Below are 15,896 nucleotides of genomic sequence, written 5' to 3'. Positions count from 1 at the left end.
ATCAATTGTTCGGTAATTGAGGCCGGCACATCGGATTGCAAGCCTTCAAGTGCGGGAAATATTCGGTAAGAAAGTAACCACCGCGTGTCGAGTCAGAGTTACCCACAAGATAAACGAAAAAAAGCCGCCCACGTTTTCATGAACGGCCCTTTTTCGCAGAACATCGTCGGCAAGCCGGTCAGTTCGAACCCGCCACCTTCGGCGTGTCCTCGTAGATCAGCAACGGCTTGCCGTCGCCATCGATCACGTTCTCATCGATGATGACCTTGCTGACCCCTTTCATCGTGGGCAGCTCGTACATCACGTCGAGCAACGCCTGTTCGATGATCGAGCGCAAGCCGCGCGCGCCGGTCTTACGACGGATCGCCTTGCGGGCGACCGCCTGCAGCGCGGCCGGGCGAATCTCCAGCTCGACGCGCTCCATCGCGAACAGCTTGTGATACTGCTTGACGAGCGCGTTCTTCGGCTCGACGAGGATCTTCATCAGCGCGGCTTCGTCCAGCTTGCCGAGCGTCGCGACCACAGGCAGACGGCCGATCAATTCGGGGATCAGACCGAATTTGATCAGGTCTTCCGGCTCGACGTCGCGCAGCACTTCGCCCGCGTCGCGATCCTGCTTGCTCTTGACCGTCGCGCCGAAGCCGATGCCCGTCTTTTCGGTGCGATCGGTGATCACCTTTTCGAGGCCGTCGAACGCGCCGCCGCAGATGAACAGGATGTTCGTCGTGTCGACCTGGATGAAATCCTGGTTCGGGTGCTTGCGGCCGCCCTGCGGCGGCACCGACGCCATCGTGCCCTCGACGAGCTTCAGCAGCGCCTGCTGCACGCCTTCGCCCGACACGTCGCGCGTGATCGACGGGTTGTCCGACTTGCGGCTGATCTTGTCGATCTCGTCGATGTAGACGATGCCGCGCTGGGCCTTGTCGACCTCGTAGTTGCAGTTCTGCAACAGCTTCTGGATGATGTTCTCGACGTCCTCGCCGACGTAGCCGGCTTCGGTCAGCGTCGTCGCATCGGCGATCACGAACGGCACGTTGAGCAACCGCGCGAGCGTCTGCGCGAGCAGCGTCTTGCCGGAGCCGGTCGGCCCGATCAGCAGGATGTTGCTCTTCGACAGCTCGACGTCGTCCTTCTTGTCGAGATGCTTCAGACGCTTGTAGTGGTTGTACACGGCGACCGCGAGGATCTTCTTCGCGCGCTCCTGCCCGATCACGTATTGATCGAGGATGTCGCGAATCTCCTGCGGGCTCGGCAGATCCGAGCGGGACAGGCTGGCCTCGACGCCGGCGGCGGCCGCCTCGTCGCGAATGATCTCGTTGCAGAGGTCGATGCACTCATCGCAGATGAACACCGACGGGCCCGCGATGAGTTTTTTCACCTCATGCTGACTCTTCCCGCAAAACGAGCAATACAACAGCTTCTCGCTGTTCGAACCTTTTTTGTCCGCCATGAATGTAGAGCCTCCGGACAGGTAAATGACATGATACGCCGATTACTCCGGACACCGCGCGCGGGACGCGGCCGAAGCCGGCTGATGCGCTTGCCGCAGATGCTCAGGGCATTTCGGGACACTGCCGGGGCGCCGCACGAAACGGGGCGGCACCCCACTTAAGTTCAGGGACGCTTCAGCAGCACCTGGTCGATCAACCCGTACGCCTTCGCGTCCTCGCTCGACATGAAGTTATCACGGTCGGTGTCGCGCGCGATGCGCTCGACGTCCTGGCCCGTATGCTGCGCGAGCAGGTGGTTGAGCCGCTCCTTGAGGTACAGGATCTCGCGCGCCTGGATCTCGATATCGGACGCCTGGCCGCGCGCGCCGCCGAGCGGCTGGTGAATCATCACGCGCGAGTTCGGCAGCGCAAAACGCTTGCCCTTCGCGCCCGACGCGAGCAGGAACGCGCCCATGCTGGCCGCGAGCCCCATGCAAAGCGTCGACACGTCCGGCTTGATGAACTGCATCGTGTCGTAGATCGCCATGCCGGCCGACACCGAGCCGCCCGGGCTGTTGATGTACAGGCTGATGTCCTTGTCGGGATTCTCGCTCTCGAGGAACAGCAGTTGCGCGACCACCAGGTTGGCCGTCTGGTCGTTCACTTCGCCGACCATGAATACCAGGCGCTCCTTCAGGAGACGCGAATAGATGTCGTACGAACGCTCGCCGCGGCCGCTCGTTTCGACGACGATCGGCACGAGCCCCAGCGCTTGCGCCTCGAAACCCTGCGGCGCGTTCGAAGCAAGCATGTCCAGCAATTCAGCGCGAGTGATCATTCAATGAACCTTGTTCGAATGGAAAATTGAACGGAGGGAAGCCGCCCGCTCAATCGCCATATTAATGGCAACCGTGCGCCCGACGTAAAAACGGCGTGCAGGCCGTCGCTCCGACAGCCGGCACGCCGCTGCTGCGACAGTTACGCTTGCGCCGATGCGCTTGCGAGTGCCTCGAAGCTCACTTCCTTGTCCGTCACCTTTGCCTTGCCCAGCACGAAGTCGACGACGTTGCTTTCAACGACGAACGCTTCCATCTCGGCGAGGCGCTGCTGGTTGGAATAATACCAGCGGACCACTTCCTTCGGGTCTTCGTAGCTCTTCGCGAACTCGTCGACTTCCGCGCGGATCTGCTCCGGCTTCGCTTCCAGGCCGTTCGCCTTGACCAGCTCGGCGAGCACGAGGCCCAGCTTCACGCGGCGCTCGGCCTGCTCGGCGAACATTTCGGCCGGAATCGGCGCGTCCTTCGCGTTCGGCACGCCGCGCTGCGCGAGATCCTGACGCGCCATCTCGACGAGACGCTGCTGATCCTGCTCGATCAGCGCCTTCGGCACGTCGAGTTCGGAGATCTTCAGCAGCGCGTCCATCACCTGGTTCTTCACGATCGCCTGCGTGCGACGCTTCGCCTCGCGCTCGAGGTTTTCCTTGATCTCGTTGCGCATCTTCGCGAGATCGCCGTCTTCGATGCCGAGCGACTTCGCGAATTCGCCATCGATTTCCGGCAGGTGCGGCCATTCGACCTTCTTCATCGTGACCGTGAACTGCGCGGTCTTGCCCGCGACGTCCTTGCCGTGATAGTCGTCCGGGAACTTCAGGTCGAACGTGCGCGATTCGCCGGCCTTCAGGCCGAGCGCCGCCTGTTCGAATTCCGGCAGCATGCGGCCTTCGCCCAGCACGAACGGGAAGTCTTCGGCCGTGCCGCCCGGGAACGCGACGTCGTCGATCTTGCCGACGAAGTCGACCGTCACGCGGTCGCCGTTCTGCGCCGCGGTGTCCGCGCCGCCGTCGCCGTGCTCGCCCGCTTCGCCGCGTGCGTGGAAGTGCACGCGCTGCTTGCGCAGGATGTCGAGCGTGCGGTCGATTTCGGCGTCGCCGATCGTCGTCGTCGAGCGCTCGACTTCAGCGGTCGACAGATCGCCGATCTTCACTTCCGGGTAAACCTCGAACGTCGCGTCGAACGCGTAGGCGTCGTCCGACTGCTCCTGCTTCGGCGCGAAGCTCGGCTGACCGGCGACGCGCAGGTTTTCCGCGCGGCTGATCGTGAAGAATTCCTGGCCGATCTTGTCGCTCAGCACTTCCGCCTCGACCTGACCCGCGTACTGCTGCGCGACCATCTTCAGCGGCACCTTGCCCGGGCGGAAACCCGGCATGCGCACGTTCTTCGCGAGTTTCTGGATACGGGCGTCGATTTCCTTCTGCACCGTCTCTTTCGGCAAAGAAATCGTCACGCGGCGTTCAAGCTTGCCGAGGTTCTCAACAACGTTAGCCATGGCTTCAATCGTCCTAAAATTATTCGAGCGAATCGGTTTTTCCTTGCCGTGCCTGCCTGGCGCGCGCACACGCCGCGCCGGAGCGCCACGCCATCCCTGCACGCGCCGGATGGCTAGCGCAAGCGGCTCGGAGCACGGCTTTGGCCGGAAGAATCGACTATTCTAGCAAACAATTTTCGTCATACCGCCAGATCGGCGCGTCGCGGCAGTCGTTCGCCGCTTCGTGCGCGCGACGCTCCGGCTCCCCGGCTTGCCGCACGCGATCCGGCGCACGTTGCGTGCCGCGCCGCGCGCTCGGCGCGATGGATTACCGTTATGCCGTGCGCCATATCCATCGCGCGCCGCCATCCTGTAAGCTCCGAATGAAGGTGCGCCGTCATCGCACCCCGATTCCTCACACCAATCACGCTTTCCGGAGACACCATGCCGCAACACCCGTCCGCGCCTGTCGTCGTCATCGCGCCCGATTCGTTCAAAGGCTCGCTTTCCGCCGAGCAGGTCGCGGACGCGATCGCGACCGGCATCCGCCGTGCGCGCGCCGACGCCGTCGTGCGCTGCTGCCCGATGGCCGACGGCGGCGAAGGCACGCTCGACGCGATGCTCGCCCGCGGCGGCACGCGGCGCACGCTGCGCGTGGCGGGCGCGTCGCTTGCGGCGCGCGACGCGGCGGTCGGCGTGATCGATGCGCGCACTGCGATCGTCGAGACGGCCGAGGTCGTCGGCATCACCGATCCGGTCGGGATGAGCGTGCCGGTCGACGCACGCAGCACGCGCGGCATGGGCGAGGCGATCCGCGCGCTGCTCGACGAAGGCGTGCGCCGCTTCTTCGTCGCGCTCGGCGGCAGCAGCACGAACGATGCCGGCGCGGGCCTGTTGGCCGGGCTCGGGCTGCGCTGTTTCGACGCGGCCGGCCAGCCCGTGGAGCCGGTACCCGCGCGGCTCGCCGACATCGCGCGAATCGATGCGTCGGCACTCGATCCGCGGCTCGCGGAAGCGGAATTCGTCGGGATGTCCGACGTCGACAACCCGCTGACCGGCGCGCATGGCGCGACCGCGGTGTTCGGGCCGCAAAAAGGCGTGACGCCCGAGCAGGTCGCGACGCTCGACGCGGCGCTCGGCCGCTTCGCCGATCTGCTCGAGGCCGCGCTCGACCGCCGCGCGCGCGACCTGCCCGGCGCCGGTGCCGCGGGCGGCCTCGGCTTCGCGCTGCGGATGCTCGGCGCGCAGTTCGAGGCAGGCGCGGAGGTCGTCGCGCGGCAGATCGGGCTCGACGCGGCGCTCGAGGGCGCCGACTGGCTGATCACCGGCGAAGGGCGCTCGGACGTGCAGACGCTGCACGGCAAGGCGCCTTTCATCGCGTGCCGTCACGCGCAGGCGGCCGGCGTGCCGGCGTCGCTGCTGTCCGGCGCGATCGATCCGGCCGCGCTGCCGCGGCTGTCCGAATACTTTTCCGGCTGTTTTTCGCCGGCGCCGGGCCCGATTTCGCTCGACGTCGCGATCCGCGACGCGGCGACGCTGCTCGCGAACGAAGCCGAACAGTTGACGCGCCTGAAATACGGCGCACACTGACCGTTGACCCGAGCGCGCGATACAGGAACAATCGGGCCCGCCATTTTTCTTCAGGATGCGACATGAAAGGCCGACAAGCCGGGCTCGATCAGTTTCTGACCTATCGCCTTCACGCGCTGACCAAGCGATCCGACCGCGGCATCGGCGAGGTGTACCGGCACAAGCTCGGCATCTCGCTGCCCGAGGCGCGCGTGATCGCGGCCGTCGGTGCGTTCGGTCCGTTCTCGATCATGGATCTCGCGCGCCACACGAATCTCGACAAGAGCCAGGCGAGCCGCGCGGCCGAAGCGCTGCTGCGCCAGGGCCTGCTCGAGCGCAGCGCGAGCGACGAGGACGGCCGCATCGTGCTGATCGCGCTGACCGCCGACGGCCGCGCGCTGTACCGGAAAATCATGCCGATCGTGCGCAAGTGGAACGACGGGCTGGTCGCGTGCCTGTCCGAGAGCGAACGGAACACGTTCGAGCGGCTGCTCGACAAGGTCGTCGCGCACGCGCTCGAACGCGACAACTGACGCCGTCGCGCGACAAGCGCGTCAAATCGTCCGCACCGACGGTGCCGGTCGGCAGGACGCATACGCTTTGTTCAGATCAATGAAGCCGATGCCGGCGGCGCGCGCGGCGCCGCTCGCGCACCGCGCGATAGCCGGCTATAGCCCGCTGTTCGCGGCGCGCTGACGCAGCAGCCCGAGCACCGCGTCGCAGTACGGCGTCGGCACGTTCAGCCTGCGCCCCAGCTCCGGGAACACGCCGAGAATCGGCCCGATCTCCAGCGGCCGCCCTGCCTCGAAATCCTGCAGCATCGACGTCTTGAACGCGCCGAGCTTGCGCGTGACCGCGATGCGCTCGGGGCCGCTCATGCCGGTCGACAGCCCGAGCTTCGCGCCGATCTGCGCGGCCTCCTCCATCATCCGCAGCGCGAGATCGTGCGTGAACGGATCGTCGAGCAGCTGTTCGGCCGTCGAGCCCGTCAGCGCGCTCAGCGGATTCATGTTCATGTTGCCCCACAGCTTCGCCCAGATCTCGGTGCGGATCGCGGGCGTCGATTCGACGTCGAATCCGCCAGCCGAGAGCAACGCCGCGAAGCGCGCGGCGGCCGCCTCGAGCCGGCCGTCCGGCGCGCCGACGATCAGCCGGTTGCCGCGTCCGCGCCGGACGACGCCGGGCGCGTCGGTGCTCGACGACAGATGCACGACGCAGCCGATCGCCTGCGCGGGCGGCAGCGCGGCCGACACGGCGCCGGCCGGATCCACTGCTTCGAGCGGTACGCCGTCGAGCGGGCCGGCGAGCCCGTGCGTGAACCACCACGGCAAACCGTTCATCGCCGCGACGATCACCGTGTCCGGACCGACGAGCGGCGCGATCCGCGCGGCCAGCGCCGGCAGCGCCTGCGCCTTCAGCGCGATCACCACGTAGTCCTGCACGCCGAGCGCGGCCGCGTCGTCGCTCGCGTGCACGGCGACCGTCGAGGTTGCGCCCGCGTCGTCGATCACGCGCACGCCGTGCGCGTTCAGCGCGTCGAGCGTCGCCCCGCGCGCATACGCGCTTACCGCGACGCCGGCGCGCGACAGCGCCGCCGCGAGCAGCCCGCCGATCGCGCCGACGCCGACCACCGCCGCGCGCACCGCGCCTGAATTCGTGTCGTTCATGATGGAATGTCCGTATGCCGGGAGTTCTGGAGCATAACGCCCAATCGTTGCGGATACAACGACCTCCGGTGCGTTCGATCGCCTTCAGCGCAGGTCGCGCGGTGCCGCGGCCGGCCGCTCGTCCGGCACGTCGGCGCTCGCGCCGAGTACGCCCGCGATCTGGCTCTTGTCGTGCATGCCGAGCTTGCGGTACGCGCAGCGTAGATAGTGGCGCACCGTCGTCGGCGAGATCGCCATCTGCTGCGCGACCTCCTTGTGCGACCGCCCCGCGCCGTAATAGCGAATGGCAGCGAGCTCGCGCGGGCTCAGCCGGTCGAGCAGCGAGCGCGGCCGCGCTTCGAGCTGGAACAGTCCGGCGACCGGCACGCAGCCTATCCGCAGCGCCGTGCCGACGAAAGGCTGTGTTGCGTGACGCCGCAGATGCGCGACGAGCGGTTCCGGCACGCGCGTGCCCGACCATGCCGGCCATTCGGCGCGCAGCACGTCGTCGAAGCCGTGATCGGCATGGTGCAGCACGCCGAAGTTGTCGCACAGCGCACGCGACGCCGGCGCGCCGGCATCGCCGCGCTCGCGCGTGAGCTGTGCGGCACGGTTGATCGTCAGCGCGGCGGCCAGGTGCGGAATCACTTCTTCGAAACGTTGCGCATCGGCGTCGCCGAACGGACGATTCAGCCCCTGACGGTAGATCGACATGAAAGTCGTCAGCCCGAAGCGCCGATCGAGCGTGCACACGCACATCAGCTGCGCGAGCCCGTATTTCACGCACCAGTCGCGAAAGCGCGGATCGAGCCCCGGCTCGACGACCGACAGCCGTACCGCGCGGCCATGCGCGCCGCGCAGCGTGCGGTGCGCGAGCGGATCGCAGTCGCGCACGCGTTTCCAGTCGCCGAAGAACGCGTCCGGAAGACGGTACAGGAAGCTGTTGTGCATCACGGGGCCGGTCGCCATGTGCGTCGCGACGCCCGTCCACGCGGCATCGAACGAAATCAGCGCCTGCAGCAGCGAAAAGAAGCGGCATTCGAATTCGCCGATGGCCGACTGTGCGGCGAGCGCATAGAGGTCGAGCAGCATCAGGCCGAGTTCGCGCTGCGCGGTGTCGCCGTGCGCGACGCCGTCGAAGTCCGCGCGCCGCGGCGACGGCGGCGGCCACGCGGCCTCGTCGAGCACGATCGCCGCCGGCACGTCGCGCAGCGCATCGAGATCCTGCCCGGTACCCGTCGTGATCCTCACCTTCCGCTCTCCTGCCCGTGCGGGCCGCCGATGTGCGCAACGCAGACCGGCCGATTATAGCGAGCGTCATTTTTGACGGGCCGGCGCGCCGCCACGCGGCGCAATCCCATCCATTTGAACGGGGCGCGACGCATTGCTGCCGCGCAGCACGCGCGCCCGCGGCACCGCGACGCTACGGCGCGGCGCACCGCGGGTTTTCCGCAACCTCCATCTGAACGGCTGTTCGGCGCCTTTGCGGCCGCCGACACTGCGTCGCGATTCCCCACGACCACGATGCGCCCGCATGGAGAACCCGACGTGATTACATCGCGCTTCATCCGCACGGCAGCCGCCGCGACCGTCGCCGCATGCGGCGCGGCCGCACACGCGCAGTCGACGCTCACGCTGTACGGCGCGCTCGACGTCGGCGTGCAGTACATGACGCATGCCGACGCCCATCGCTCGGCCGTGCAGTTGCAGAACTACGGAATCGTGCCGTCGCAGATCGGCATCAAAGGCAGCGAGCCGCTCGGCGGCGGCTGGCGCGCGCTGTTCAAGCTCGAACAGGGCATCAACGTGAACGACGGCACGGCGACCGTGCCCGGCCTCGCGTTCTTTCGCGGCGCGTACGTCGGCATCGCGGGGCCCATCGGCACCGTCACGCTCGGTCGGCAGTTCAGCGTGCTGTTCGACAAGACGCTGTTCTACGACCCGCTCTGGTATGCGTCGTACAGCGGACAAGGCGTCATCGTGCCGATGTCCGCGAACTTCATCGACCGCTCGGTGAAGTATCAGTCGCCGACGTTCGCCGGCTTCGATGTCGAGGCGCTCATCGCGACGGCCGGCATCGCGGGCAATACGCGCGCCGGTCGCGTACTCGAGCTCGGCGGCCAGTACGCGAGCAACGGACTGTCGGTCGGCGCGGTGCTGCATCAGTCGCACGGCGACATATCGGCGACGGACGACGCATCGGGCCGACGACGCGAACTCGGCACGCTCGCCGCGCGCTATGCGTTCGCCGCGCTGCCGCTGACCGTTTATGCGGGCGTCGAGCGCCGGACCGGCGACCTCGATGCGGCGCGCACGATCGTCTGGGGCGGCGCGCGCTATCTGACGACGGGCGGCATCGGCCTCAATGCGGGCATCTATCACACCGATTCGCGCACGCCGGCGATCGGTCATCCGACGCTGTTCATCGCGAGCACGACGTACGCGCTGTCCAAACGCACGGTCGCGTACGTGAACCTCGGCTACGCGCGCAACGGCAACCGGAGTTCGCAAACCGTCTACGAATACGACCCGACACCGCTCGCCGGCGCATCGCAGTTCGGCGCGATGGTCGGCATGTACCACCTGTTCTGAACCCACTGCGAGACGCCGCGATGAAGCCCCTTGCCTCCGATACCGTGCGCGCATCCGATGCGCACGCCGCACCGTTCGCCCGCGCGACGCTCGTCGCACTCGTCGTGTTCGCCGCGATCACGCCGCTGCTGCTGCTCGTCGCGCCGGCCGTCGCCGCTCAACTCGCCGTGCAGCTTCGCTTGTCCGCGTCCCAGATCGGCACGTACTTCTTCGTCGAACTCGGCGCGTTCAGCGCGGCGACCGTGCCGTCGTATCTGTGGCTCGGCCGCGTCGATGCGCGGCGTGTCGCGGCGTGCGCGATCGCGCTGTTCGGCGCGGGCAATCTGCTCACCGCGCTGTGGATGCCCGACTTCGCGACGCTGCTCGCACTGCGCGCCGCGACCGCACTCGGCGGCGGCACGCTGATGGTGCTCTGCATGACGAGCGCCGCGACGAGCGAGAACAGCGATCGCGTGTACGGGCTGTGGGTCGTCGGCCAGCTGATCGCCGGCGCGATCGGACTGTTCGTGCTGCCGCACGTGTTCGTCGCGTTCGGCTTGCGTGCGCTCTACTTCGCGCTCGCGGCACTGGCGCTGGCCGCGGCGCCGCTGTCGCGCGGCTTTGCGCGCTCGACCGGCATGCACGTCGCGCGACACGCACGCGGCGCCGCGCTCGGGATGCCGGCCGGCTGCGGCGCGCTCGCGATCGGCGCGGTGCTCGCGTTCTATCTCGCGATCGGCAGCGTGTGGACCTTCGCGAGCCGCGCCGCGGCCGACGCCGGGCTCGATTCGCGAGCGGCCGGCACCGTATTGGCGATCGCGAGCGTGATGGGGATCGCCGGTGCGGCGCTCGCGTCGTGCGCGGGCGGCCGCGTCGCGCGCCGCACGATGCTTTGGACCGGCTACGCCCTGCTCGCCGCGTCGCTCGTCGCGCTGGCCGCGCAGCCGCGCGCGACCGGCTACAGCGCCGCGATCTTCACGTTCAAGTTCGCGTGGACGTTCGTACTGCCGTTCATCCTTGCGACTGTCGCGCAGATCGATACGTCGGGCCGCCTCGTCGCGACGCTCAACTTCGTGATCGGCGCGGGCCTCGCCGTCGGGCCGCTGCTCGCCGGGCTGATGCTCGATGCCGGCGGCACGATGCGCGCCCTGTTCGTCGCCGCGACCGCGGTCGCCGCCGTGTCGTTCGCCGCGCTGCGCGGCATCGAACGCACGGCACGCCGCTCCGCTTCTTCCCAACCTTGACAGGTCATACCCATGAAACGCACCGCATTCTTCACCGACGAACGCACCTTCTGGCACACAGGCGGCACGCACGCGCTGTTCTTTCCGGTCGGCGGCTGGGTCCAGCCGCCGTCGGGTGCCGGCTATGCCGAATCGCCCGACTCGAAGCGCCGGCTGCTGTCGCTCGTGCACGCGTCGGGGCTCGCCGCGCAGCTCGACATGCGGGGCGCCGCGCCCGCCGCGCGCGAGGATCTGCTGCGCATCCACCCTGCCGGCTACCTCGATGCATTTCGGGCGCTCAGCGACGCGAACGGCGGCGACCTCGGCGATCTCGCGCCGTTCGGCAAGGGCAGCTATGAAATCGCCGCGCTATCGGCAGGGCTCGCGATCGCAGCGGTCGACGCGGTGGTCGACGAGCGCGCAGCGAATGCGTTCTCGCTGTCGCGGCCGCCCGGCCATCATTGCCTGCGCGACCGGCCGATGGGCTTCTGTCTGCTCGCGAACATCCCGATCGCGATCGAGGCCGCGCGCGCGAAGCACGGCATCGGCCGCGTGGCCGTAATCGACTGGGACGTGCATCACGGCAACGGCACGCAATCGATCTATTACGACGATGCGGACACGCTGACGATCTCGCTGCATCAAGACCGCTGCTTCCCGCCCGGCTACGGCGGCGCCGAGGATCGCGGCGCCGGTGCCGGCATCGGCGCGAACCTGAACGTGCCGCTGCTCGCCGGCAGCGGTGACGATGCGTACCGCCATGCGTTCGAGCGGATCGTGCTGCCGGCGCTCGAACGCTTCCGGCCCGAACTGATCGTCGTCGCGAGCGGGCTCGATGCGAGCGCGGTCGATCCGCTCGCCCGGATGCTGCTGCATACCGACAGCTACCGGTTCATGACGCGCGCCGTCAAGGAAGCCGCGCAGCGCCATTGCGGCGGCCGGCTCGTGATCGTGCACGAAGGCGGCTATTCGGAAGCGTACGTGCCGTTTTGCGGACTCGCGATCGTCGAGGAACTGGCCGGCGTCCGCACCGCGGTCGCCGATCCGATGCTCGAGCTCGCGGTTGCGCAACAGCCCGGCGAGCGGTTCCTCGCGTTTCAGCGCACGCTGATCGACGAACTGGCGGCATCGTTCGGGCTGCCGGCCGCGCGATGACGGCAGCGGGCCGGCGTCGGTTCGCGGCCGGCCCTTGCGCGATCGGCGCGGATGCGGTCTCCTGTGCGTTTGATCAAACAGGCCCGAGGCCGTCTTCTTCCGATGAAATCCTCCCCGCGCGATAACGATGCCCAACGCAATGCGCGCCGCCAACCGTCGAAACTGGTTCTCAATATTGCCGCCGTGCTGGTCGGCCTCGTCACGTTCGCCGTGGGCGCGGGATGGGTGATTTATAGCTGGCTCGTCGACCGCGAAGTGCAGTATTTCGCGATTCCGCTGGTGTTCTCGGTGCCCGTGATCGTCGCCGTCGCGATCCGGAGTTTCTGGGATTAGCGGCGGCGGCGATCGCGAGCAAGATGCGCGGAAACGAAAAAGCGCTGCGGTCGGGGACCGGCAGCGCTTTTTTTCGGAATCGGGCCGTGCGGCACGTATTCGATGGTGCGTGAGGCCGGACTCCGCTTTCCTTCAAAACAAAGGCCTGCATGCGATATTGCGTAGAAAATGCGTAAGTCGCGGAATCCGAGTGCCAGATCAGGCGGGGACAATGCTGAAATTGTCGGTTGTACTGGTACGGATCAGACTGCCGTCGCCCGACGCAACGCTCCACAGGCTGCCGTTCCAAGGCAGCACGATAACGCCACCAGTCGTGTTGTTCCGCACCGACACATTGCCGTTCCAGCGGCAACCCGCGGACACTTGCCAACGCGGCATGGGGTTGGCAATCGGCCTAAAGGGCGCGAGCGGACGGGCTTTCCCAGATTTTGCGAACGGGAAAACCATCCGTCCATACCTGGGCGGCGAGTTGCTTGAAAAAATCAATAACCCATTGATTTTTAACAGTTCGCCCGTGGGCGGCGTCGGCGCCGCTGAACTCGAGACCGCGCGCCATTTTGCACGGCTACGGTTAATCTATTTCGCTACCGTCAGCGCATCGTAGTCGCGCTCGCACTGCTGGCCGGCGATGCGGGCGCGGTCAGCATATTCCGCCAGCTCTCCCGCGCGCTGGTCAGCGCGGCCGAGCACGTCGGCAAGCAGATCGAGGGCGTCGCCGGCTGCCGGGCTTCCGGCGGAAGTGGCGGGATGGCGGGCGGCTGCGACGAGCTGGTCGACACGCTGCTGCAGGCTGCCAGCGGCAGCACGAGCAGCAAAAGCATCCGCGAGCGCGGCTGTTCGTTGTTGGTTTGCATCTTTCGCAATCTCCGATTGAGCCGCGGTGCGGCGTTGTTCCTCGGCGCGCGCGGCCTCGACAGCCTTCGCTTGAGCCTTCGCGGCGTCGGCCTTCATGTCGGCGATCTCGCGCGCGCTGATCAGGTGCTCACCGTAGACGCCGGCAGCGACGCCGAGCAGCAACGCGAGCACGTACGGCAATACGAGCTTCAAAAGGGTCATTTCCGCTCCTTCGCATGCAGCTGCTTCAGCTCGTCCGGCGAGTAGATGAAGCCGGGCAGCAGGAACGCCTGCACGCTCCAGACCGGATCGCTTTCCTCATGCCGGCCGTGGTCCTTGCCCCGGTGATGGAGCGCGCACAGCAGCAGTTGGTTGTATGTCGAGTCGACGAACGTCTCCGGCCGGGCCGGATCGAACGCCTCCCAGTCGAACCCCTGCGTCAGCCTGATCACATCCCAGACGGGGTGCTGGCGCGGGATCGGCACGACGCGCTGCAGCTTGTGGCTGAACATCGTGTCGATCTGGTTCAGCGCGACGCCGCGGATCCACTTCCAGTCGATCGCGTGCGAGAACGCCCACTCGAAGAACCGATGGTGCGACTCGACCGCCTGGTCGTCGCCGCACACCGCGCAGACGTAGCCGCCGGCCGCCTTCATCGCGCGCTTGCTCGCGCGGAACGTCGGCGATTCCGTGCGCGGCTCGTGGTCCGGGTAGAAGACGTCTTCGGCGAGCGTGCGCCGCGTTTCGTGAGTATTCGTCGTCATAGGTCACGCTCGCAGAGGGCACGCTCTTCCGCGCGCCGTTTCACCAAACCCGGCAGCACGCGGCCGCCGGCCGTGACCCACTGCGGCCGGCCGTTGTCGGCCTCGTTGAGCGCACGGCACGCGCCCTTCCAGTCGCCGGCGTTGAACCGCTTCGCCGTTGTGCTGCTGCAGTACGCACCGCTGCCGACGTTGTATGCGAAGCTCACGGCGGCCGCGAGCTGGTACGTGTGGCCCTTCAGGCTCGGCGTGCACTTCAGCACTGGCTCCGCGTGCTCGATCAGACGTTGCTCGAGGCGCGCGCGGCACTCGTCCGGCGTGAAGCGCTGGCCGGCGCGCACGTCCTTCGTATCGCCGTAGCACGCCGTGATGATCCCGATCGGGTCCGCACGCGCAACCAGCTCGAGCCCCTCGAACTTCGGGACGATGGAAAAAAGAAGGGCTGCCGCAGCAGCCCCCACAACACCAGCGAGTGTTTTCTTCGGTACGTTAGCCATCGAGCAGCGCCCTCTTCCCCTTGTTCTTGACCAGGTAGTACGCCTGCAGCCCGATGTACGCGATCGTCGCGACGGCTACCCACCAATTGATGTCGTGGCTGGTCAGCCACAGCCAGAAATTGCTCCCCACCGCAGGCGCCACCTTCGCAGCGCTCGTCGCGAGATCGCTTTTCATCGATTCCCCGTAAACGAAAAAGCCGCCTGGCGGCGGCTATGGATTGATGGCGGCTGCATATATTTTCGCGCTCGCCATGATGATGTAGACTTGCGCCTCGATTACATACGCGTTACAACAGCCACTTATGCGCGAACAAATTACCGATCGTCAGATCTCCGAGGTAACTAGAGGGCCCGGCAAAGCTTTGCCTCTGGAGGGATTGCGTGGTGTAGCGGCTCTCGCAGTCGTGTTCTCGCATTGCTTTTATACGTTCTTCCCGTTTTTGCAGACGGGTGAAGCCACCGACTTGCATTACGCATGGGAATATTGGCTTCTTAATAGTCCATTACGATTTTTCTATAACGGAACGTTCGCCGTTACAGTTTTCTTCGTGATGAGCGGATACGTTTTAACACGTAAGTTTTTCGAAAGCGGTGATCTCGGAAGCTTGCAGGATGGCGCGTCTAAACGCTACCTCAGACTCGGAATTCCAGTGGCGGCATCTGTGATGCTTTGCTACGGTATCATGTCTCTAGGCGTATTCCCGTCAAACTTCGCAGATCTCGGCCCATTTATTCGATCGTTTTACCAGTTCGATCCGAGTATAAATACTGCCTTGCGCGATGCAATATATGGGTCGCTGGTATTCGGACAGTCTCGCTACAACTACGTTCTATGGACAATTGGCGTTGAGTTTTTGGGATCCCTCATGCTCTTCGCTTACCTAGCTCTATTCGGCCGCTCGCGCTTCCGATCTTGGGTAGCTGTCGCCATTAGCATTTTGCTCATGATAGCGAGTCCGACTAATGGAATTCTATACGCCCTGTTTTTCGTTGGTGCTTTTATGCATACGTGGCGCGCGCCCGAATCACCGTGGTCGGTGGCCACGTGTGTCATGATCGGTCTTTATCTCGGCGGATACCACTGGTACAGCGTTCCTTATCAACCTATTGTCGCAGTGGCGGAATGGATCGCATCAACAGGCGTACATATCGAGTGGCCGATTGCGATACCGGCCATCGGATCGGTGCTACTCGTCTACGCCGTGCTCGGCAAAAACACGATCTCGGAACTTCTGTCTACACGCCCCGCTGTATGGCTGGGCGACAAATCGTTTTCGCTATATTTGACACATACCTTCGTCCTATCCTCTCTCGGAATATACGTTTATCTGTGGACGAGTGGGCAGTCTCATCAGCTGCGAGCATGGGCTGCGACAGCCTCCGTCGCGGTTGCGAGTATGGCGTTTTCGTCTATCTTCGCGCGCTTTGTTGACGCGCCGTCGGTAAGGCTGGCTCAGCGGTTTGGAAAGGTATTCCGGGCGGCAACACGAGCCGATAGGACAAACGCACCATCCCGCATGGAGGCGCACAAATGAGCGCGACCATATGGTCCGCAATTCAACGCTGGCTCGGA

General features: G+C 65.9%; 17 protein-coding genes. 8 read left to right on the top strand and 9 right to left on the bottom strand.

Features of this window, described 5'->3' with window-relative positions; genetic code table 11:
* Positions 1-178: 178 nt before the first annotated feature.
* The 3 genes from clpX to tig form a co-directional block, all read right to left on the bottom strand.
* The gene (clpX, locus tag BCR55_RS14580) at positions 179-1,450 is read right to left on the bottom strand and encodes an ATP-dependent Clp protease ATP-binding subunit ClpX (RefSeq protein ID WP_006402239.1); all 1,272 of its coding nucleotides are present in this window, start codon (positions 1,448-1,450) and stop codon (positions 179-181) included.
* 164 nt (positions 1,451-1,614) lie between these two features.
* The gene (gene clpP, locus BCR55_RS14575) at positions 1,615-2,268 is read right to left on the bottom strand and encodes an ATP-dependent Clp endopeptidase proteolytic subunit ClpP (RefSeq protein WP_006408392.1); all 654 of its coding nucleotides are present in this window, start codon (positions 2,266-2,268) and stop codon (positions 1,615-1,617) included.
* A gap of 140 nt (positions 2,269-2,408) precedes the next feature.
* Positions 2,409-3,755: a trigger factor gene (gene tig / locus BCR55_RS14570; protein WP_053297160.1), complete on the bottom strand. Its 1,347-nt coding sequence runs from the start codon at positions 3,753-3,755 to the stop codon at positions 2,409-2,411.
* A 423-nt stretch (positions 3,756-4,178) separates the two neighbouring features.
* Here tig and BCR55_RS14565 point away from each other — a divergent pair, with 423 nt between their 5' ends.
* Together BCR55_RS14565 and BCR55_RS14560 are read left to right on the top strand one after the other, a co-directional pair.
* Positions 4,179-5,324 (top strand): glycerate kinase, encoded by a 1,146-nt coding sequence (locus BCR55_RS14565; RefSeq protein WP_053297159.1) that lies wholly within the window; start codon positions 4,179-4,181, stop codon positions 5,322-5,324.
* 62 nt (positions 5,325-5,386) lie between these two features.
* Entirely contained in the window at positions 5,387-5,836 is a 450-nt protein-coding gene (locus BCR55_RS14560; protein ID WP_006408388.1) for a MarR family winged helix-turn-helix transcriptional regulator, read from the top strand.
* Between the two features lie 135 nt (positions 5,837-5,971).
* Here the strand turns inward: BCR55_RS14560 and BCR55_RS14555 are convergent, their stop codons facing one another.
* Both BCR55_RS14555 and BCR55_RS14550 read right to left on the bottom strand, forming a co-directional pair.
* Entirely contained in the window at positions 5,972-6,970 is a 999-nt protein-coding gene (locus BCR55_RS14555) for a 2-dehydropantoate 2-reductase (protein ID WP_039221321.1), read from the bottom strand.
* Positions 6,971-7,054: 84 nt separating this feature from the next.
* The gene (locus tag BCR55_RS14550) at positions 7,055-8,200 is read right to left on the bottom strand and encodes a helix-turn-helix transcriptional regulator (protein ID WP_053297157.1); all 1,146 of its coding nucleotides are present in this window, start codon (positions 8,198-8,200) and stop codon (positions 7,055-7,057) included.
* Positions 8,201-8,473: 273 nt separating this feature from the next.
* On the opposite strand from BCR55_RS14550, the gene BCR55_RS14545 reads away from it, so the two are divergent.
* The 5 genes from BCR55_RS14545 to BCR55_RS32480 all read left to right on the top strand — a co-directional run bounded on the left by BCR55_RS14545 (position 8,474) and on the right by BCR55_RS32480 (position 12,835).
* On the top strand, positions 8,474-9,541 hold the full coding sequence (locus BCR55_RS14545; protein ID WP_233632898.1) for a porin: 1,068 nt from the start codon (positions 8,474-8,476) through the stop codon (positions 9,539-9,541).
* 20 nt (positions 9,542-9,561) lie between these two features.
* On the top strand, positions 9,562-10,764 hold the full coding sequence (locus tag BCR55_RS14540; RefSeq protein WP_065494721.1) for an MFS transporter: 1,203 nt from the start codon (positions 9,562-9,564) through the stop codon (positions 10,762-10,764).
* A gap of 12 nt (positions 10,765-10,776) precedes the next feature.
* Positions 10,777-11,898: a class II histone deacetylase gene (locus BCR55_RS14535; RefSeq protein ID WP_065494720.1), complete on the top strand. Its 1,122-nt coding sequence runs from the start codon at positions 10,777-10,779 to the stop codon at positions 11,896-11,898.
* A gap of 102 nt (positions 11,899-12,000) precedes the next feature.
* Positions 12,001-12,231 carry a hypothetical protein gene (locus tag BCR55_RS14530; protein ID WP_006402226.1) on the top strand — a complete coding sequence of 77 codons (231 nt, stop codon included), beginning with the start codon at positions 12,001-12,003 and terminating at the stop codon, positions 12,229-12,231.
* Between the two features lie 211 nt (positions 12,232-12,442).
* Entirely contained in the window at positions 12,443-12,835 is a 393-nt protein-coding gene (locus tag BCR55_RS32480; RefSeq protein WP_139094042.1) for a hypothetical protein, read from the top strand.
* Here the strand turns inward: BCR55_RS32480 and BCR55_RS14525 are convergent.
* Genes BCR55_RS14525 through BCR55_RS14510 form a run of 4 tightly spaced genes read right to left on the bottom strand, consistent with a single transcriptional unit; the run spans position 12,808 to position 14,498 of the window.
* Positions 12,808-13,287: a DUF2514 family protein gene (locus tag BCR55_RS14525; RefSeq protein WP_065494719.1), complete on the bottom strand. Its 480-nt coding sequence runs from the start codon at positions 13,285-13,287 to the stop codon at positions 12,808-12,810. The genes BCR55_RS32480 and BCR55_RS14525 overlap by 28 nt on opposite strands.
* A complete protein-coding gene (locus BCR55_RS14520) occupies positions 13,284-13,829 on the bottom strand; it encodes a hypothetical protein (RefSeq protein ID WP_065494718.1) in 546 nt (181 codons plus the stop codon). Before BCR55_RS14520 ends, BCR55_RS14525 begins: the two co-directional genes overlap by 4 nt.
* Positions 13,826-14,323, bottom strand: coding sequence for a lysozyme (locus BCR55_RS14515; RefSeq protein ID WP_065494717.1), 498 nt, complete (start codon positions 14,321-14,323; stop codon positions 13,826-13,828). Before BCR55_RS14515 ends, BCR55_RS14520 begins: the two co-directional genes overlap by 4 nt.
* A complete protein-coding gene (locus BCR55_RS14510) occupies positions 14,316-14,498 on the bottom strand; it encodes a hypothetical protein (protein ID WP_059638696.1) in 183 nt (60 codons plus the stop codon). The genes BCR55_RS14515 and BCR55_RS14510 overlap by 8 nt, the downstream gene beginning before the upstream one ends.
* A gap of 127 nt (positions 14,499-14,625) precedes the next feature.
* On the opposite strand from BCR55_RS14510, the gene BCR55_RS30925 reads away from it, so the two are divergent.
* The gene (locus BCR55_RS30925) at positions 14,626-15,858 is read left to right on the top strand and encodes an acyltransferase (RefSeq protein ID WP_083211800.1); all 1,233 of its coding nucleotides are present in this window, start codon (positions 14,626-14,628) and stop codon (positions 15,856-15,858) included.
* The last annotated feature ends 38 nt before the right edge of the window (positions 15,859-15,896 follow it).

The organism is Burkholderia sp. CCA53, from assembly GCF_001685525.1.
Lineage (GTDB): Bacteria > Pseudomonadota > Gammaproteobacteria > Burkholderiales > Burkholderiaceae > Burkholderia > Burkholderia multivorans.
The sequence above is the reverse complement of the archived record's forward strand: the minus strand, read 5'-3'. Positions and strand labels throughout refer to the sequence as shown.